Annotated in this window: 18 protein-coding genes; 5 read left to right on the top strand and 13 right to left on the bottom strand. The window is 40.2% G+C overall.

All coding sequences use genetic code 11. From position 1 onward, the window contains the following. The first annotated feature begins 42 nt into the window (after positions 1-42). Positions 43-1,674, top strand: a complete 1,632-nt coding sequence (gene groL, locus KF872_04990; protein ID MBX2902894.1) for a chaperonin GroEL — start codon at positions 43-45, stop codon at positions 1,672-1,674. A 75-nt stretch (positions 1,675-1,749) separates the two neighbouring features. Here groL and KF872_04995 read toward each other — a convergent pair whose 3' ends face one another. The 8 genes from KF872_04995 to KF872_05030 form a co-directional block, all read right to left on the bottom strand. Beyond that, positions 1,750-2,916, bottom strand: a complete 1,167-nt coding sequence (locus KF872_04995) for a T9SS type A sorting domain-containing protein (protein MBX2902895.1) — start codon at positions 2,914-2,916, stop codon at positions 1,750-1,752. Between the two features lie 140 nt (positions 2,917-3,056). Then, entirely contained in the window at positions 3,057-3,395 is a 339-nt protein-coding gene (locus KF872_05000) for a PDZ domain-containing protein (protein ID MBX2902896.1), read from the bottom strand. A 10-nt stretch (positions 3,396-3,405) separates the two neighbouring features. Further along, positions 3,406-3,927: a hypothetical protein gene (locus KF872_05005; protein MBX2902897.1), complete on the bottom strand. Its 522-nt coding sequence runs from the start codon at positions 3,925-3,927 to the stop codon at positions 3,406-3,408. A 26-nt stretch (positions 3,928-3,953) separates the two neighbouring features. After that, the gene (locus KF872_05010) at positions 3,954-4,409 is read right to left on the bottom strand and encodes a hypothetical protein (GenBank protein ID MBX2902898.1); all 456 of its coding nucleotides are present in this window, start codon (positions 4,407-4,409) and stop codon (positions 3,954-3,956) included. Positions 4,410-4,427: 18 nt separating this feature from the next. Beyond that, positions 4,428-4,673, bottom strand: coding sequence for a hypothetical protein (locus KF872_05015; GenBank protein MBX2902899.1), 246 nt, complete (start codon positions 4,671-4,673; stop codon positions 4,428-4,430). Positions 4,674-4,770: 97 nt separating this feature from the next. Then, positions 4,771-5,169 (bottom strand): hypothetical protein, encoded by a 399-nt coding sequence (locus tag KF872_05020; protein MBX2902900.1) that lies wholly within the window; start codon positions 5,167-5,169, stop codon positions 4,771-4,773. A gap of 11 nt (positions 5,170-5,180) precedes the next feature. Next, positions 5,181-5,753 (bottom strand): PepSY-associated TM helix domain-containing protein, encoded by a 573-nt coding sequence (locus tag KF872_05025; protein ID MBX2902901.1) that lies wholly within the window; start codon positions 5,751-5,753, stop codon positions 5,181-5,183. 3 nt (positions 5,754-5,756) lie between these two features. Next, a complete protein-coding gene (locus KF872_05030) occupies positions 5,757-6,692 on the bottom strand; it encodes a hypothetical protein (protein ID MBX2902902.1) in 936 nt (311 codons plus the stop codon). A gap of 206 nt (positions 6,693-6,898) precedes the next feature. Here KF872_05030 and KF872_05035 point away from each other — a divergent pair, with 206 nt between their 5' ends. Further along, positions 6,899-7,441, top strand: coding sequence for a hypothetical protein (locus KF872_05035; protein MBX2902903.1), 543 nt, complete (start codon positions 6,899-6,901; stop codon positions 7,439-7,441). 59 nt (positions 7,442-7,500) lie between these two features. Here KF872_05035 and KF872_05040 read toward each other — a convergent pair whose 3' ends face one another. Next, positions 7,501-8,505 carry a hypothetical protein gene (locus KF872_05040; GenBank protein MBX2902904.1) on the bottom strand — a complete coding sequence of 335 codons (1,005 nt, stop codon included), beginning with the start codon at positions 8,503-8,505 and terminating at the stop codon, positions 7,501-7,503. Between the two features lie 231 nt (positions 8,506-8,736). Here KF872_05040 and KF872_05045 point away from each other — a divergent pair, with 231 nt between their 5' ends. Then, positions 8,737-12,693, top strand: a complete 3,957-nt coding sequence (locus KF872_05045; protein ID MBX2902905.1) for a gliding motility-associated C-terminal domain-containing protein — start codon at positions 8,737-8,739, stop codon at positions 12,691-12,693. Here KF872_05045 and KF872_05050 read toward each other — a convergent pair whose 3' ends face one another. After that, a complete protein-coding gene (locus KF872_05050) occupies positions 12,694-13,239 on the bottom strand; it encodes a DUF1573 domain-containing protein (protein ID MBX2902906.1) in 546 nt (181 codons plus the stop codon). Between the two features lie 49 nt (positions 13,240-13,288). On the opposite strand from KF872_05050, the gene KF872_05055 reads away from it, so the two are divergent. Continuing rightward, positions 13,289-14,533 carry a sigma-54-dependent Fis family transcriptional regulator gene (locus KF872_05055; GenBank protein ID MBX2902907.1) on the top strand — a complete coding sequence of 415 codons (1,245 nt, stop codon included), beginning with the start codon at positions 13,289-13,291 and terminating at the stop codon, positions 14,531-14,533. Positions 14,534-14,543: 10 nt separating this feature from the next. Here KF872_05055 and KF872_05060 read toward each other — a convergent pair whose 3' ends face one another. The 3 genes from KF872_05060 to lpxK are packed head-to-tail and all read right to left on the bottom strand — an operon-like array spanning position 14,544 to position 18,360. Further along, positions 14,544-16,454, bottom strand: coding sequence for a hypothetical protein (locus KF872_05060; GenBank protein ID MBX2902908.1), 1,911 nt, complete (start codon positions 16,452-16,454; stop codon positions 14,544-14,546). Between the two features lie 32 nt (positions 16,455-16,486). After that, entirely contained in the window at positions 16,487-17,311 is an 825-nt protein-coding gene (locus KF872_05065; protein MBX2902909.1) for a purine-nucleoside phosphorylase, read from the bottom strand. Then, the gene (gene lpxK / locus KF872_05070; GenBank protein MBX2902910.1) at positions 17,311-18,360 is read right to left on the bottom strand and encodes a tetraacyldisaccharide 4'-kinase; all 1,050 of its coding nucleotides are present in this window, start codon (positions 18,358-18,360) and stop codon (positions 17,311-17,313) included. The genes KF872_05065 and lpxK overlap by 1 nt, the downstream gene beginning before the upstream one ends. Before the next feature lie 113 nt (positions 18,361-18,473). On the opposite strand from lpxK, the gene lysS reads away from it, so the two are divergent. After that, positions 18,474-19,997, top strand: a complete 1,524-nt coding sequence (lysS, locus tag KF872_05075) for a lysine--tRNA ligase (GenBank protein MBX2902911.1) — start codon at positions 18,474-18,476, stop codon at positions 19,995-19,997. Positions 19,998-19,999 lie beyond the last annotated feature (2 nt).

Here is a 19,999-nt window from a genome sequence, read left to right on the forward strand (position 1 = left end):
CTCCCCTCCTAAATAAAAATTACAAATCTTAAATTAAGAACAATGGCTAAAAACATTTTATTCGAAAAAGACGCACGCGACAAACTGAAATCCGGTGTGGACAAATTGGCAAATGCCGTAAAAGTTACCTTAGGGCCTAAAGGTCGCAATGTGGTAATTGACAAAAAATTTGGCGCACCCCAAATTACTAAAGACGGTGTTACCGTAGCTAAAGAAATTGAACTAGAAGATGCTATCGAAAACATGGGCGCTCAAATGACCAAAGAAGTAGCTTCTAAAACTGCCGACCAAGCCGGAGACGGAACCACTACCGCAACCGTATTGGCACAAGCAATTGTAGGCCCAGGCTTAAAAACATTAGCCAGCGGAGCCAACCCAATGGATTTAAAAAGAGGCATAGACAAAGCCGTAAAAGTAGTAGTAGAAAACCTAAAATCTATTAGCGAAAACGTAGGAAAAGACAACAAAAAAATTGAACAAGTAGCTACCATTTCTGCTAACAACGATAATGAAATCGGAAAAATGATAGCCGATGCCATGGTAAAAGTTACAACCGAAGGTGTAATTACCGTAGAAGAAGCCAAAGGAACCGAAACCTACGTAGATGTAGTAGAAGGTATGCAATTCGACCGCGGCTACCTTTCACCATACTTCGTTACCAATGCCGAAGCAATGGAAGCTGAATTAGAACATCCTTACATTCTAATTTACGACAAAAAAATAAGCAACATGCGCGAACTGTTGCCTATTCTTGAAAAAACTGCACAAGCAGGTCGCCCGCTTTTAATCATTTCTGAAGAAGTAGAAGGCGAAGCATTAGCAACCTTAGTGGTAAATAAATTGCGTGGTACATTGCGCGTAGCAGCTGTAAAAGCTCCGGGTTTTGGCGACCGCAGAAAAGAAATGCTAAAAGACATTGCCATCCTTACAGGAGGTATTGCCATTAGCGAAGAACAAGGCTACAAATTAGAAAATGCAGACCTTTCATACCTTGGTCAAGCAGAAAAAGTAACCGTAGATAAAGACAATACAACTATCGTAAACGGAAAAGGCGATAAAGACCAAATTGTTGCCCGCGTAAACGAAATTAAAGCACAAGTAGAAAAAACAACTTCTGATTACGATCGCGAAAAACTTCAAGAACGCTTAGCAAAATTAAGCGGAGGTGTAGCTGTAATCTATGTTGGCGCTCCTACCGAAGTAGAAATGAAAGAGAAAAAAGACCGTGTAGATGATGCTTTACATGCAACGCGTGCTGCCGTAGAAGAAGGTATTGTACCTGGTGGTGGTGTAGCTTACATCCGCGCTACCGGAGCTTTAGAAAAACTTAAAGGCGATAACGATGACGAAAACACCGGTATCCAAATCGTGAAACGTGCTATCGAAGAACCATTGCGCACCATCGTTGCCAATGCAGGTTTAGAAGGAAGCATTGTAGTGCAAAAAGTTAAAGAAGGCAAAGGCGATTATGGCTACAACGCCCGTACCGATGAATATGAAGACCTGAAAAAAGCTGGCGTAATTGACCCAACAAAAGTTAGCCGCGTAGCTTTAGAAAATGCCGCTTCAATTGCATCTATGTTACTTACTACCGAAGCTGTAATCGTAGATAAAAAAGAAGATAAACCAGCCATGCCTGCAATGCCGGGTGGCGGAATGGAAGGAATGTACTAATACATACCATCTCCAAAAAGAAAAGAGGCTGTTCCCAAAGAGCAGCCTCTTTCTTTTTTAAAATACTTGCACCAATTACTTGCGAATAAAGCGCCCCTCCAATAACTGATTGTTAGAAATAGATACTGAAAAAGAGTACCAGCCCGGTTTTAATTCTTCAACAGAAAAGAAATTAGCATTAGTTTGAAACTCTTTTACACTTTTGCCCAGTAAGTTGGAAACTTTAATTGTTTTCAATTCCATATTGTTTTCATCTCCGATATTGAAATTTAAAACGCGCTCCGCAGGGTTGGGATATACAGCTATGGTACGTGCTGCCACATCATTTACTGCTGTTGGAAGCACCATTTTATTGGCGCTGAAAAACCGCCATATTTCTTTTGATGCTTTTACATCTTGGCTGGTGGCTTCCCAAAAGTTTATAGGAAACGAACCCGGCCAGGTATGGCCGCCCAGCACAATTTTATACAATTCTACCGTGGCACCCGAAGTGCCTCCGCCATACACATAATGTATGGCTGTACAATTATCGAACGTATCTATATCGGGCACATTGGAAACAAGCGGAGCTGTATCGCATTTATTATTGCTAATCCAAAATTGCAATACAGAATCTACTGCCATCATATTGATGCCTAAATTGGTGCCTCCATTATAGTAAACGGTAGCATCGGAAGTGCCATGTATTTGCATCACAGGAACCGCACGCGCTGGTTGGCAATGGCTTCCAAACTGCGTATCTGCCATGGTGCCCGATACCGAAGCAATAGCGGCTATTTTATTGCTTAAAGCACAAGCTAAAGTGTGGCTCATAAAACCACCATTGCTGAATCCTGTGGCAAAAATACTTGTAGAATCAATTCTATACTGTTTGCTGAGTGTATCAATAAGGTCTTCGACAAACGCAATATCGTTTACACCATTGGCGTAAAAATTTGCATTCCAATAAGTGTTGGTAGTAGTGGGGATATAAGTACCTTGCGGATAAACCATTAAGAAATTGGCTGTGTCGGCAATGGGCATAAAATTAGTATGAGACTGAATATTCGCTGCACTTCCGGTATATCCGTGCATGATTATTACCAATGGCCGAGGCGATGAGGTATTATTGTACACAGCAGGAATATACAATCTGTATTGCCGTTGTATGCCGTTTGAAACAATAGAATCTGTAATGGTAATTTGCGCGGTGGCTATAAAGCTAACAACAAGTAATAGGTGTAGCAATAACGTTTTCTTCATTTTAAGCCTTCTATTTTTTTACAAGATAATGTTCAAATATATACTTGTAAAACTACATTTAGTAAGATTAAGTAAGGCTGCTATTTGCTAGAAAAGCAATAAGATTCCACTTCCTAGCTCTACAAAATTGCTTACGAATTTTAAAAAACGGCATCGACAACTAATTCATCTTTGCCTCTTATTATTGTTACTTTTACCTTGTCGTTACTACGATACAGGCTCAGAGCATCCTTGTATTCAAAGATGGTAGTAATGGGTTTCCCATCAAATGCCACTATAATATCTCCTTCTTTAATTCCGGCTTTCGCTGCCGATTTGCCTTCTATGACCCCATCTACCAATACGCCTTTCCCTTTTGAAGAAAAAAAGTATCCGGGTTTTATTCCTAACGTAACTTTTGTTTTAGGCTGCTGTGCTATGGCACTATTTGCTACTACTATTGCTATGAGTAAAAACAGTTTAAAAAAGAGAGACTTCATAAAGGATAGTTTAGCTATTGATATTCATTTTTTGGACATGTCTTTTTAATACATTGGTTTGCAATTTTAAATTGCCATTACGCCCCACCAATGTAAGGATGCTGCGCATAACCAATCCATCGGTTACAGAGTTTTCGGTTATGGTAACTTTAGTTTTTCCATGTTCGGGAGTAAGCAGAAATGTCCATGTTCCTTTCATTCCGAAACCACTTTCAATCATACGAATTTCCAATTCTTTCATTGGTGTTTCGTGTGCAGTTTCTAAGAGTATATCGCCAAATATATTTGTATGTTCTTTCCACTTTCGATAGGTATTTTCTTCAACAAGCATCTGTGTTTTGGCTACTTCGTGCCGCTGCGAATTATACCTGTGTGTATCCTTCAATAAAAACCATACGCTATCTATCGGTGCATTGTACACCTCTGTTTTACTGCCTCTCCATTCAGGCGCGGATGATAATCCGGCAACAACAAATACTAATAAAAAAGCACAAAGTGCACCCAATAGTCCAAGTGAGATTTTGTTTATCATATTCTAAAGTTTGCTTAGAGGTTTCACTAACTTTTAAACCAATTACTTTCGGTTAGTAGCATAGAAAACTTCTTGTAATAAAATGTAGTAAGCAAGAGCGTTAAGCCAAACAGCAAGCCTGTTTCTATATTTTCGTGAGTACGATTATCCATAAATACGTGTAGCAAAAAGATGTTGGCAACAATGGGTAACAACACAAGCAAACCAAGCAGCCTTGTTCTGGGATATACAATGAGCACTGCTGCTGCAATTTGAAATACTCCAATAAAATACATAAATCCCGATTGTTTCATGGCCTTCATTGTTATTTGAAAACTAGCAGGGCTCACATACGTATCTTCTGTAACCGCTTTTAGTAATATGGTGTTATCAATAGCACGTGGTGCTTTGGGAATAAATTTTTTAACTCCTGCGTTAAGAAAAATTAGTGCAATAATGATGGAGACAACGGCATGTATGCTTGCAATGGCTGATGCTTTCATTTCTTTCTATTTATTCTGTTAGGACTGTAATAGTTTTTCTACTTGTAAACTTAAGTATGCTTCATCTAAGATTTTTATCAATGCCTTTAACTCCAGCAAACTATAAAGCAATTGTATAGAAGGAGCAATTGTAGGAATTGGAATACATCTGCAATTTTCTATCTGATGCTTATTGCCATCATAGTGTTCTTTCATTACATCTGTAAACTCATAAAACTGCTGCTCGGTTAATGTGAAACTTGTGGTACTAAAAAGTACTTTCATATGATTACATGTGCGGCATTGCGCCACGCAACCATTCTCGTTCTGGTACAAAATTTTACTATTACACATGCTGTTGCTTTTTATCTCTGTAATACAGTTAGCTATTTATTTCCTTCAACCATTTATAGGATGCCAACACTAATAATGAAGCCAGTACCAACGTAACGCTCAAGAGTACAATTTGGCTGGGGTTATTAAATTTTTGTACCTCTCCTACCAAATGAAATGTATGAGAAAGTAGATACAGACCCGACAAAACTACATTGAGCAAACGCGCCAATTTACTTTCTAGCCATAACAATACGGCAACATAAAGCAGGGGCAAAAAATGAAACAATGTTCTAATTACTACAATAGTATTTGGCACAGTACCATTGGCATCGGAGCGCTTTACATCTATGCCGTAAAAGATTTCGCTTACATGGTAATCGAAATGCAACATCATGCACACTACTAATACCAGCCAAAGAATTGTAACTCTAATTTGATTACTCATATTTTTATTGCTTATAGAATTTGTAATAACAACATACCAAATGGCAATGAGAAGCCTGCTGCAATCAACCATTTTCCTCTACCGAGCACTCCATTTTTGCCTTTTAGTAAAAACAGCCCTGTTACGTTTACCACAATCAACATAACTGCAAATACATCTGCTACCCAACGCCAACTCTTATTACTGTTGCGATGCAAAAAATTTACATGGTAAAAAATGGGTCTGCGTGTTATTTTTTCGTACACCCCTTCGCGGGTTGAAAAATTTATGTGCAGCGATGCATTTTCAAAATAAATTTTCACTTGGTTGGTGGTTGGGAAATCAAACAACTTAAACTTGGTTTCGCCCACTAGTGCAGCATACTCTTCTATCTTTTCTTTTGAAAGTGTGTGTGCATTGTAACTGTCTTTTACACGAATCATTTTCTTTTCAATTATGAAATCGGGATTCCATTCATTGATATGATTCAATGCCAATCCTGAAATACAATACATAATTATCATGGAAGAAAAGAAATAACCCAAATCGCGATGGGTAGCGATATTGGCTTGCTTAATTTTTTTTGCAATACTTCTTGGTAGCATTTATCAGGTATTTACCTCTTTTAATTTTTTAGCTACCGCTTCCAATATCCATTGGTTTACATTCTCGTCTGGCAGAATTGCATCGGGCTTATAGATTACTTTATTTTTTGAGTCTTTCACTTTGGCTATTCCATCGCCAATAATTTTTATTTGAAACATTTCATCGTGTGCTACCAAAACGGGTATTACCACTGCGTTTTCTTTCTTTTCTAATACGGTATTTATTGCCACCGTGGTAGAATCGGGGTTGTAATGCACTAGATGACCACACCAACCATAAGCATAACTGGCAACTCCGGTAGTGGCGGAAACAAACATGCCAATCTTGTCTAACAAAGCGCTCCACTCGCTATTATAGGTGGCATCGCCATATGCAATCATTACTAAACCTTCTTTTTCTGTATTCTTTGAAAGTGCCGTATATCTGCGAAGAATGTTCTTTTCCAAAATATCTGTGAAGTCTAATAATGGTGTAATATATGTTTTAGCTTTGGGCGTATAGCGCTCTATACTCTCCAGCTTGAGCGATTCTAGCGATTCCGGGTTTTCCTTTTGTCCAATAATGGTAGGTATATCATCAAAAGAATGTGAACTCACCGTTAAAAAAACCGGCACAATTACCACGTCCGTAAAGCCTGCTTTATCGAACTCTTTCATTCGAGTAGCAATACTCGGTTCGGTGTATTCCATAAAGGCTGTTTTTACATCCTGAACACCATGAAAACTTAATATGGAGTCGCGCACGGCTTTTTCTAAATCGAGCAATGCATTTCTCCAAGTTTCGGATCTTGAACCATGGTTTACCAACAAGACCCCAATTTTTTTATCGGAAGAAATATGGGCTTTGTTATTTGAAGTGTTGCTGCATGAACTCACACTCCATGTAATACTTATTGAAAAAATATACAGTACTATATGCGCTATTACTTTTATTCTCATCCCTAAATTGTAGTATGTTTTAATGGTGATGCTTACGGTGGCAAAACTCTTTAAAAACTTTATTTAGACAAATTCTAAATAGAGTTTTTACAAAAATGTTACACTATAAAAAGCACCCAAGAAGTCCCAAGAAGACAAAAAATCAACTCCCCTAACAAAAAAAATACACTTTTGATACTTATTCATTCAACAAAATCTAAAGTATTATGCTAGAACAACTATTAAATATCGTAAAAGAAAATGCACAAGAAGCTATTGTAAACAATCAGGCGGTGCCTAACCAATTTAATGAAGCGGCTATGGGCGAAGCTACAAATGCCATTACAAGTCAATTAACACAAGCTGTTAGCCAAGGTAATTTGCAAGATGTGCTGGGCATGTTTGGCAACACACAAAACTTGCAAAACAACCCAATTGTAGGTGCTATTGTTGCACAATTAGCCAACAGTTTAGGAAGTAAATTTGGCGTAAACGGTGCCAGTGCACAAGATATAGCTTCGCAACTTATTCCGCAGGTATTGGGCAGCGTGGTAAACAAAACAAACGACCCTAACGATTCTTCATTTCAAATCAATGACATAATGAATCAACTATCGGGAGGCAAAGGTGCTTCGGGCGTAGATTGCGGGAATATTGTTTCGCAATTGCAACAAGGCGGTGGCGTAGATTTGGGCAATATTGCTTCTCAATTTTTAGGCAGTAATGCCGGTGGCATTGGCGATATGTTGGGTGGCTTCTTTAAAAAGTAATTCAACTGCTATCATTAAACGGCAGGTAGCAATATTTACAGATGAGCATTGCTGCCTGCTTACTTTGCTTGCCTTATTTTTCCTATTTCCAACATCAATTCCTTTAAATCTTGCTTCATTAGCTTTATTACAGATTCTAGTTGATCGTACATACGCGCACGGTTTTTGAGTTGAGCTGCGGTATATTTCCCTCCGTTCCCAAAATAGATATCAATCAATACTTTCCGTTTTTCTTCTTTACTGGTTTTTATTTGCTTAAAGCTCATCCAGCTCTCCATAATTTGGTCGCGGAGCGAAGGTTTATCGGGCTTTTGTGGATTAAAATAATTAAGATAATACCAAATAGAAGCCGGCAACACATCCGATGTTTCGGCATTGTTCCATATTCCTTTTAAAACATTTCGTTTGTGGTGAAATATAACTTTTCGCTCGTTTAAAAGAATTCCCAAACCAAGTGCCGTTTCTGCCAATCCGGTTCCCAAACCAATATATTCTGCCACATTGCCTTCGTTGCCTTTTATGGCCAAAATACCTGAAGTTACACCACCTGCCGCCCCAACCACAATGGAGCCTACGGTTAATCTGGTTTCGGTAGTGCTTTCAATATTTTTAAGGTAGGAAGATATTTGGTCGGCCCGCTCTTCTTCACAATCTATTTCTGATGAAGCTGCCGAAATTTCTAACGATGCAAAATCTACTTGTTGATTTATTTCCTGATAAGTTTCGAGTAAATCGAGGCGATTTTCAATAGTATAATTTGCTTTAAGTTCTTCTTTCTTCTTAATATATGCCGTGAGTAAATCTAAAATACCAATAGCATTGGCAGCATTTAAACTATTAAAACTGAACTTGGAAGTAAGCAAAGTATCGAGCGGTAATTCATGTATAGGTCTAGGAATATCTGCCTTTGAATAGCTATAAGAATTTTGCTGATTACAATTGCTTTTATTGAGTTGCGATTGTAATTCTCTGTCTTTAAGAGTGGCACATGAACTTAGCCAAATGCCTAAAAACATACATCCGGCAAAATAGGGTTGCAAAAATACTTTCAAAGATTGCTGCATTGTTTAAAACAAAGGTAATACTTCTACTTTCTTACAGTTATACTTTCATCCCAAACCCATGCAAACCTTTCTGCATAAGTACGGAACAGCGGCACTTCTGTAAAGATAGATTTCAATAAATAAAAACCTCACAGCTTACTGATACTAATGGCAACACTCAATTGTGGATAAACACTGCAACATTCAAAGTTAAAAATCAGTAAACCACCATAGCTGAACCAATGTACCTATATGAAAGCCTGTAGATGTTTATGTAATGACTGGAGCAGAATAATCGCCCTTCTTATCCTCTCCTTTGTACTATTTTCAAAAAGTTCGTATGCGCAACCGTGCACCAGTTTAAAGGTTGCTGCCGGGCGCGACACTTCGGTATGTGCCGGAACCAGCTTTAGAGTGGGTGGCTCCCCTACTGCCACCGGAGGACTTGCTCCCTACTCCTACCAATGGACTGCCCTCTACGATACGCTCTCATCTACATCGGTAGCCAATCCTACAGCCAGCCCTTACCGAAACGCCACTTACATCATAAAAGTAACCGATGCCAATGGCTGCACAGCAAGCGACACTGTGACTATTACAGCCGGTACTTGTAATGTTGTTTGTACCGGTGCATCGGGACCAAACCTATTGGGCGCAATGGGTACTTTTAGCGAACCGTATATTTCGCCCAACAACAGTACATCGGCAAACTGTATTAGAAACGGGTCTTCTGCTGCTCCACTCAACAATATTGGTAATGCCAAACCTACTCAAACTACATACGTATATTCGCAAAGCAGTGGAGGACTAGGCCCCGAAGGAAGATATACCTTTGTGAAAAAATTAGGCGATGGCAGTACTGCCAATTGCTTACACAACGACTTTAGAGGTTCTGACCACACAGGCGATGGCGGCTACTTTATGGCCATAAATGGATCGCCTGACCAAGCTCAATTTGGCGGCACCTTCTTTAGATTAGATTCTATTCCTGTTTGCCCCAACACAGACTATGAATTTAGCGCATGGCTTGCCAATCTTAAAACAGGTATGCAAACACATGCCGCAGGTTCTTTTCCTAATGTAGCCTTCTTTATCAACAATGTAATTGTGGCGTATAGTGGGCAAATTCCCCCTACCAGTGGCCAATGGGAAAATAACTGGCAAAAAGCGGGCGGAACATGGCATAGCGGCAGCTCAGCGTATGCTTCTATTAGGATTGACAATTATACCTTTGTAGCTTTCGGCAATGACTTAGCACTAGACGATATTCACTTTAAAGTGTGTGGTCCGGTAATTATTTCAAGAACATCTAAAACCGTTTACTGTGTGGGCGACACAGTACATGTGCAAGATTCTGTTGCCTGCACAAACGGACAGCCTTATTCTTGGTTCAGATGGCAACGCAGTTTAGATGGAGGCAATACTTGGGCAAATTTTGGCAACATACAATCTTCAGGAGGAAGTGCTTATTATGCTGCAACCATTCCTCCATTTGTTGCCACCACTGCACTTCATAATTCCATGTACAGAGTAGTGGTTTCCTTAGACTCTGCTTCTTTAGCAGAAGCCAACCCAAGTTGCATTATTATTGGAAATGCTACAACCATACAAGTAAAAACACCGCCTGTGGTTTCGCTTCCGCCAAACGATACACTCTGTATAGGTACCTCTAAGAATTACACACCCACTATTACCGGTGGCAATAGTCCTTTTCAGATTTTATGGACAAATACTGCCAATAACAATACGCATGCTGCTCCTCAATTATCTATTACACTTAACAGCGCACTTCAATACCGAGTTAATGTTATTGATTCACTGGGTTGCAAAGCAAACGATACTATAAACATTGCTGTTGCTCCCGAAATTTCATATTTAAAAAGCATCAATAAAAATATATGTCTTCCAAACAACAATACTATCACTATTACCCCCTCCGGTGCAGGCTTACCCTTCCAATACTTATGGCACACGGGTGAAATAACACCTAACAGAAGCAATCTTTCAGCAGGCTCATACTACCTTACCATTACTAACAAATATGGATGTGAAAAGAAAGATACTTCCGTAATCACCACAACTCCTGCACTCAGCTCGAATGGAACAGTTGCCAATGTGGCTTGCTTCGGCAATGCTTCGGGCGGTATCAACATTTCAGTTGCAGGTGGAACTGCGCCTTATGCCTTTGCTTGGAGCAATGGCAGTTCTTTGAAGGATTTGGCAAATGTTGCTGCGGGAAATTATTCGCTTACTGTTACAGATGCCAATAACTGTACTGCCGTACAGGCTTTTACAGTTGCGCAACCTGCGGCTGCACTCAGCTCGAATGGAACAGTTGCCAATGTGGCTTGCTTCGGCAATGCTTCGGGGGGTATCAACATTTCAGTTGCAGGTGGAACTGCGCCTTATGCCTTTGCTTGGAGCAATGGTAGTTCTTTGAAGGATTTGGCAAATGTTGCTGCGGGTAATTACTCTCTTACTGTTACAGATGCCAATAACTGTACTGCCGTACAAGCATTTACAGTTGCGCAACCAAAACAAGAACTTAAGAGTGTATCTTTTAAAACAGATGCTGATTGTTATGGAGTTCAATCCGGAAGTGCACAAATAAACGTAACCGGTGGAACACCTCCTTACTTTTACCGTTGGAGTAATGGTAATAACACCGATAATTCCAATCAACTCGCTGTTGGCAACTACTATGTTTCAGTATTTGATGCAAACGGTTGTACCGCACACAACACTATACAAATTCAACAACCGGATTCAATTTCAACTCATATTACTATTCAACATCCACTTTGCTCAGGCAGTAAAACAGGTGCCGCCACACTTACTGTATCGGGTGGTGTAGCACCATATTTTTATCAATGGAACAACAACCAAACCACCTCTGCCATACACCATATTGCAGCCGGAAATTACATTGTTACAGTTACCGATGCCAAAGGCTGCACACGCGCTGCAACTGCTGCTATACAAGCGCCCAACACCTTGATACTTGACTGGAATCTAACCAACAATATATGTGCAAACGAAAACAAAGGAAGCATCAATACGCTTACTTCTGGAGGTGTTCAACCATATAATTACACATGGAGCAATCAGCATAGCACACCAGTCATCTCAAACCTTGCTAATGGAAATTACACACTTACAGTTACCGATAAAAATGGATGTACTGCCACTAAGAGTGCTACTATTACATCTCCATCGCCAGTTGAAGTTGTACTAACAATTTCAGGAAGCAACTCTTGCCAAAGTAATCAAAATATTAGTGCAACCGCTTTAGCCAGCGGAGGAACAACCCCATTTAGTTATTTATGGCACAACGGATTCACCAATGCCACACTCAGCAATATTGCACCTAATTCTACCATACAAGTTATTGTAAAAGATAAAAATGGATGTATTGCACAGGCAGCAGATAGTGTTCGCATTGCATTACCATTGGAAGCCACTGTAGATTTAAAACAGATAGGCTGCCAACCAAATGCTACAGGATGGGCAGGTGTAAATGTACAAGGTGGAGCTGCGCCATACCGCTTTGCCTGGAGCAATGGCGGACGAAATGCAGAAATTCATCCTTCGCAAGCAGGTGTATATCATGTAACCGTTACCGATAAAAATGGATGTACCGCTTCCGCTTCCATTGCTATTTCAAAAGCCGATGGATTTACAATCAATACCATTGCAGCACAAACTATTACTCTGGGCGAAAGCATAGAACTTACTACAGTTTCTTCTAGCGATAATATTCAACATTGGAATTGGACACCAGACGATTTCAACTCCGGAATAGACTGCAACAGTTGCCAATCGCCCAATGTGCAACCTAAAAAAACTACCACTTACTTGGTTACGGCAATAGATGAAAATGGATGTATAGCCAACGACACTGTAACTATTTCAATTATTGCAGACCACACATTGTTTGTACCCAACACATTCTCGCCTAACAACGATGGATCTAACGATACCTGGGGCGTATTTGGAAATTTAGATGGTATAAAAGAGTTTGATTTAAAAATATTCAATCGTTGGGGCGAAAAAGTGTACGAAAGCAGCGATCCGCATTTCCAATGGAACGGAACTTACTTGGGCGTATTACAAGAACCCGGAGTTTTTGTTTACTATATGAAAGTAATTTTTGTAGATGGCTTAAAGCCGGAAGACGATGGCAAAGGCAGCATTACGCTCATTCGCTAATTACTGCTTGGGAGCCATTAAAGAAGGCGCTTTTACCGGAACAGACTTTTCTTGCTCCACGCTCAGTACATTACCTTTAATGGTAATTACTTTAGTTGCTTCGCTGGCATTAGACGTTATAGAAATAGCTTTTGTAAAAGGACCTACCCTTCCTTGAGTGTTGTAAGTGGCAGTAACGGCAGCTTCTTTTCCCGGCAATACCGGTTCTTTTGGCCAACTTGGAGTGGTACACCCGCAACTTGCTTTTACATTTGATAATACCAAAGGTTCCTTTCCTACATTCTTAAACTTGAATTCATGTGTTACTTGCGGCCCTTCCGGTATATCGCCAAAGTCGAATAACTCTTCTTGAAATTTAAAAACTGGCGCATTGGGATTCGGCTTTGCTTCTTGTGCAATAGCCGCAGTAGCAAAAAACAATGTACAAGCAAGTAGTATTTTATTCATTGAACCAAAATTTTTAGCGAAGATAAACCACCACAGCAATGCAACAAATACCTTAACATCATTTTGAACTATACAATAATTTAGAAGAATATACGCCATTCATATTTTGTGCAATTAAAAAGTTTCAATTGGTTTGTAGCAGAAAGTCATGGATATTCAATCTATAAAAAATCGTTTTGGCATTATTGGAAATGCACCCGGCTTAAACCATGCCATTAGCATTGCAGAGCGCGTAGCATCTACCAATCTTACAGTTTTAATTACGGGAGAAAGCGGTGTGGGAAAAGAAGTATTTTCGCACATCATTCACCAACTGGGAAGCCGCAAACACAATCCGTTTATAGCTGTAAACTGCGGAGCAATTCCGGGTGGCACCATTGATTCGGAACTTTTTGGACACGAAAAAGGAGCTTTTACCGGAGCCAGCGAACAGCGCAAAGGTTACTTTGAAACCGTGGCCGGTGGCACTATTTTTTTAGACGAAGTAGGAGAACTTCCACACGGCACTCAAGCCCGCCTGCTGCGCGTATTAGAAACTGGAGAATTTATTCGCGTAGGCTCTTCTAAGGTGCTTAAAACAGATGTGCGCATTATTGCAGCTACCAACGTAAACCTGCAACATGCTGTAAGCGCAGGGCGCTTTAGAGAAGATTTATATTACCGTTTAAGCACCGTTCCAATTACCATTCCGCCATTGCGCGAAAGAGGCGATGATGTGTATTTACTCTTTAGAAAGTTCAGCATAGATTTTGCAGAAAAACACCGCATTACTCCCATTCGCCTTACCGATGAGGCACGCCTACTTATCTTAAAATACACTTGGCCCGGCAACGTGCGCCAGCTTAAAAACGTGGCAGAGCAAGTAAGTATCTTAGCTACCGACCGCGAAGTTTCTGCTGCCCAACTCATTTCTATTGTGCCGGATATAGCCGATAATAAATTACCTGCATTGGTGCAAAACAGCGGTGGATACGATACTGCATCTGCCGGAGGATTTACCGAAAGAGAAATTTTATACAAACTTATATTCGACTTAAAAAAGGATTTAAACGATTTAAAACACTTTGTATTCGATATTGCCAAAGGTGGCACCGCCACGCATTCTTTCGAAGAAAGAGAAATGCCACAGCAAGTTTCCTTTCAGCAAAGTATAAATCCGCAACCCGTAATTATTTCTGCCGAAAAACATCCTGTATTCATCAACGAAAAAACGCCAACCTTCCAAGAACACGAAACAGTAGAAGAAAGCCTTTCGCTAGTAGATAAGGAACGAGAACTTATTGTGAAAGCTCTAAAAAAACACCGCAATAAACGCAGAGATGCAGCAGCCGATTTAGGAATTTCGGAACGCACACTTTATCGAAAAATTAAGGAATATAATTTAGACGAATAACCCACCTGCATTATTCGAAAAAGCGCCAAATAACGCCCATTTTAAATGCTACATCTGCTGCCGGATAATTGGGAGCAGTGTAATAGCCACGCGGTCCAAAAACAGAACTTATATTATCTACCTTAGCTGTAATGCGAAACCAGCGCACCTTTAGGTTTAAAAACCAGTCCAATACTGGGTAAAAATTTAAACGCGTATTATTTTGCAATATCCACTGTCCGGTAAGCGGAAAATACTCATTCCCATAAAAAGAAGTATTGTAGCGCAAATCGAAACCAATACTAAACCACAATAACTTTTTAAAAATACGATTCTCATAATAAATACTATGGCGCGTAACCAAAAGCGGCAGCCTAATAGCGTTACTACCCGTTACAGATTGAAACCACACATCGTTATCTAAATGAAATCCTTTAATACCAAACCTATTGCCTGCATGCAACACTAATATATTCGCATTGGCAGCATCAAACGTAGGCACAGTTGGCGAACTGAAATAGAAGTAATTCTTTACATAATGATACTTGGCACCTGCAAAAACAGAAATTACTCGGTGGCTAAAAGTGTAATCGCCTCCAAATGCAAGCACATTTTGCTTGGGCAAATTATTAAACCACGATTCTCCTTTGCTGCTGTAATGCTGCCAAATAAATGGCGCTTCGGTTAAGTGATAATTTACGGCAGCTTCTACCTTTCCAAACTTCCCAAAATCATAGCCGGCACTACCATCTATACGCAAATCGTTTTGGTTGTAACCCGCCATGTAATATGCCACTGCGGCTTTGTACAAAATTTTAGATTTCGCCAACGGATTATTTTGAATAACACCTTTTACATAAAAATTTCCAAACCAATTTTTCCCCGAAGTTTCTTTAATGGCATAATAATCGTAATGCAGCGATGCCGATGCTTTAAAATTTGTTTGTGTTACCTCAGAATCGCTCTTTGCCAGCTGTCCTGTAAACTCCATGAAGGCGGCATTGGTAAAATGAATTACACTCAAATCGTACCTTAAAGAATCTTTCCCAGTCCAAAACGAGTTGTAGTAAGCAGAATCCGGAGCCGTATCTAAGTATTTAAACTTCTCTCTTCCGGTTCCAATTTCGTAACCAATCTTAAAAGTTGGCACTTTTATTTTGGTAACAGAGGTATCCTTTTTTACATGCTGATACTTCCCAAAATGATAAGCTCCACGCGCCATCCAGCGCACTTCGTTGTAATCGTTTTTAGCAGTTTCTGATCTTACGGGCACTAATTCTTTACTAAAAAAAGAACTACCCTTGGCAAACACATCGGCCTCTACGCCACCATTTTCTTTTGCCTGTGCCATGTTCAACAATAAAATGGTTTGCACAGAATAGTTGCGCTTTTTAGGTTCATAAAAACCATATAGCGTAAATCCATTTACATTGGTATGTTGATTAAGGTAGGCACCACGGCTGTTGTAGCGCGTAAAATCTACCCCAAACTGGAATTGCTCCTTTATTTGCCCGCCAAACTTACCGTTAAACATCTGCTCCACCTTCTGCCCTACTATATATTGAATTTGCGAATACGGGCGCATTACTCTGTAAATACGCGTACTATCGAAAGTATATCGGTAAGCCTCAAATTGGTTAAACCCAACATTAAAGCCTGTAATTTTAAATGGCGAAAACACCAATGGATATGCGGCACTTCCGGTATTACCTATATTTAAGTATTCACTTCCCGGGCGCTGCATGGCATTAAACTCCTCTAAATTTACAATACTGGAATCTATTCTATAACGCACATCGGGAGCAGCATAATGGTACCATGTATCGTTGAGCGATTTACGCTTGGCAGTAGTATCTTTCTGCCCAACCGCAGTATGGAAAAGCAATAGCAAAAAGCAGGTATTCAACCATATAAAAGCAAACTGCCTCTGTGCCTTCCACATACTTCCTACAACAGCCAAATGTTTGTAACCGCTCAAATCCTACGCAGCAATTCAACAATAATTTTACGCATGTTGGGCTCGGCAGCTTTTGCCTTCTCCAATACAAAATCGTGGCTTACCATATCGGCCTTTTCCGGTGGATAACCCATATCGCTAATTACAGAAATGGCAAACACTTCCATATCCATGTGCCTTGCCACTACCACTTCCGGTGTGGTGCTCATGCCCACGGCATCGCCACCAATTAAATGATACATTTTATATTCGGCAGGAGTTTCAAAGGTAGGCCCTTGCACACCCACATACACTCCGGTGTGGCAAGTAATATTGTTTTCCAACGCAATTTCCAATCCCTTGTTTATCAACTCTCTGTTGTATGGCACGCTCATGTTTGGGAAACGCGGCCCCAATGTAGGTTCGTTCTTACCTCGCAGCGGATGCTCCGGCTGCAAATAAATATGGTCGCGCAAAATCATTAAATCGCCCACTTCAAAATCGGCATTCATACCGCCCGATGCGTTTGAAATAAACAAATGCGTAACGCCCAAAAACTTCATTACTCGAATAGGAAACACTACTTCTTGCATAGAGTAACCTTCGTAATAATGTAATCTTCCACTCATGGCAATTACGTTTTTACCGCCCAGCTCGCCAAAAATTAAAGCTCCGCTGTGCCCTTGCACCGTAGAAACCGGAAAGTTAGGAATATCGCTATACGGCAATTGCAAATGCACATCTATTTCTTTCGAAAGATTGCCCAATCCCGAACCCAAAATAATACCGTAATGGTAATCTTTTGAAATTCGCTTTTTTATGAATGAAGTGGTGGCTTCAATTTTTTCTAGAATGTTTTCCATCAATTATTGTGTTCTAATGTTGTTGTAATAAAGGTGCGAATATCGTTTGAAAATTTTTCTGTACCATCAAAAAGAAAGCGGTGGCGCACGGGTTGAATATACAAGCGAAATTCATTTTGCAAAAACCATTGGCGAAACGGCATTAACCTCACTGCATCTTTTTCGGTTGTAACTATAATAGTTTTATCCGGTAAATTTCTTTTCATCTCGTGCAGTTGTTCCAAATCGTGGTTGGTGTACTTATGATGGTCTGCAAAATTCATTTCAAAAACTTTCTTTCCGCCTTTTTCATAATGCGCCTTTAGCGGCTCTGCATTGGCTATTCCTGTAAGCAACAATATGTTTTCAAATTGCTCCTCTCTTCCATTGCTGTTTATTTCATTCAACCAGCCGTATTCCAACATGGTAAAATACACTCTTTGATATGAAAACGGATTTATTTCTGCACGTATTGTTTCTGCCGCCTGCGGTGTTAAATCTGCCGGACACTTGGTTACAATCACAATATCGGCACGGTGATAATTCTTTTTGCTCTCGCGCAACCAACCCATAGGAAAAATAGCATCGCGAGTAAACAAATTTCCGTACTCTGTGGTTAGCAACATTAAACCAGGCTTTATGGCTCGGTGTTGAAAAACATCATCCAACACAATAACCTCCGTTTCCGGAAATTCGTGTAGCAACATGGGCACACCAATCACCCTATCTTCGCTCAAGCATACAGGCACCTGCGGAAATTTCCACTTAAACAACAAAGGTTCATCGCCCGAGTGCAAAAAATCCGATTCGGTTTCCACCACTGCAAAACCCTGTGTACGCCTTCCGTAACCTCTACTCAACACAGCCATTTTAAACTCCGAAGAAAACGCACCCAGCAGCCATTCAACCAATGGCGATTTACCCGTGCCCCCCATACTTAAATTACCAATTCCAATAAGCGGCAATTGAAACGAGGCTCGATTAATTACCTTTTTATCAAAAAAATAATTCCGAATTTCAGTTACACACCAAAATATAAATGCAGGAAATGCAAACAGTACTTTTTTCAAACGTTGAAAAGAAAATGGAAAGCAAATAAAATAGAATTAGAATAAAGTGGGGCGAACACTTATTTTCGCCTCCCTCAATTAAAATCTGATATTTAAAAATACAGCATCTTAAAATGAATCAACTAAGTGAACAAGAAATTGTAAGAAGAGAAAAACTAAAAGAATTTGAACGTTTAGGAATAGAGCCATATCCGGCAGAATTGTTTGAAGTAAATGTAAACTCCCAGCAAATTCACCAAACATTTAAAGGCGAAGAAGGCGCAGCACCTTGGCAGGTATCTATTGCCGGAAGAATAATGGCCATCCGCCTTATGGGCAAAGCCGCCTTTGCTGTACTCGAAGACCAACACGGCAAAATACAACTCTATGTTTCTAAAAACGATTTGCAACGAGGCGAAGACACTACACTCTGGGATGAAGTATTTAAGAAGTTACTAGACATTGGCGATTTTGTTGGTGTAAAAGGTCAAGTTTTTAAAACCAAAACCGGAGAAACCTCCATTCATGTGCACGAATTTAAGTTTCTTGCAAAATCGCTTCGTCCATTGCCAATCGTAAAAGAAAAAGACGGAGAGGTTTACGATGCATTCAGCGACCCCGAACTGCGCTACCGCCAGCGCTACGTAGATTTAGTAGTAAACCCTGGAGTGCGCGAAACCTTTTTAAAACGAACCAAACTCATACAAACCATCCGCGATTACCTAAACCAATACGGAGGTATAGAAGTAGATACACCCGTATTGCAAAATATTCCCGGAGGTGCTGCCGCACGGCCATTCACCACACACCACAATGCACTCGATATACCGCTTTATTTACGCATAGCAAACGAACTGTACTTAAAACGCCTTATTGTTGGCGGCTTCGACTTTGTATATGAATTCAGCCGCAACTTTCGCAACGAAGGAATGGACAGAACCCACAATCCCGAATTTACCGTGCTTGAATTTTATGTGGCATACAAAGACTATTTTTGGATGATGAACTTTACAGAGCAATTATTTGAAAAAATTGCGCTGGCACTCCACGGCACCACCGATGTAACCGTAGGCGAAAACACCATTAGTTTTAAAGCCCCTTTTAAACGCATTGGCATATTAGAAGCCATTACCGAAGCCACCGGAGCAGATGTAAGCCAAATGGACGAAGCGCAATTGCGCGAACTTTGTAAACAGCACAAATTAGAAATTGATGCCTCTATGGGCAAAGGAAAATTGATAGACGAACTCTTCAGCGAACTTTGCGAAAAGAAATTTGTGCAGCCCACATTTATTATAGACTATCCGGTAGAAATGAGTCCGCTCACCAAAAAACACCGCAGCAAACCGGGGTTGGTAGAGCGCTTTGAACTTATGATAAACGGAAAAGAAATTGCTAATGCATATAGCGAGCTAAACGATCCTATAGACCAACGCGCCCGCTTCGAAGAGCAAGTAAAACTAATGGAACGCGGTGATGACGAAGCCATGTTTATAGATCACGATTTTCTTCGCGCATTGGAATATGGCATGCCGCCAACATCGGGCATTGGCATTGGTATAGATCGCTTGTGTATGCTCATGACCAATCAGCCAAGCATACAGGAAGTATTGTTTTTTCCGCAAATGCGTCCTGAAAAAACAGCCAGCGAAGAATAAAA

It is taken from the genome of Chitinophagales bacterium (genome assembly GCA_019638515.1).
In the GTDB taxonomy this organism is placed as follows: domain Bacteria; phylum Bacteroidota; class Bacteroidia; order Chitinophagales; family LD1; genus UBA7692.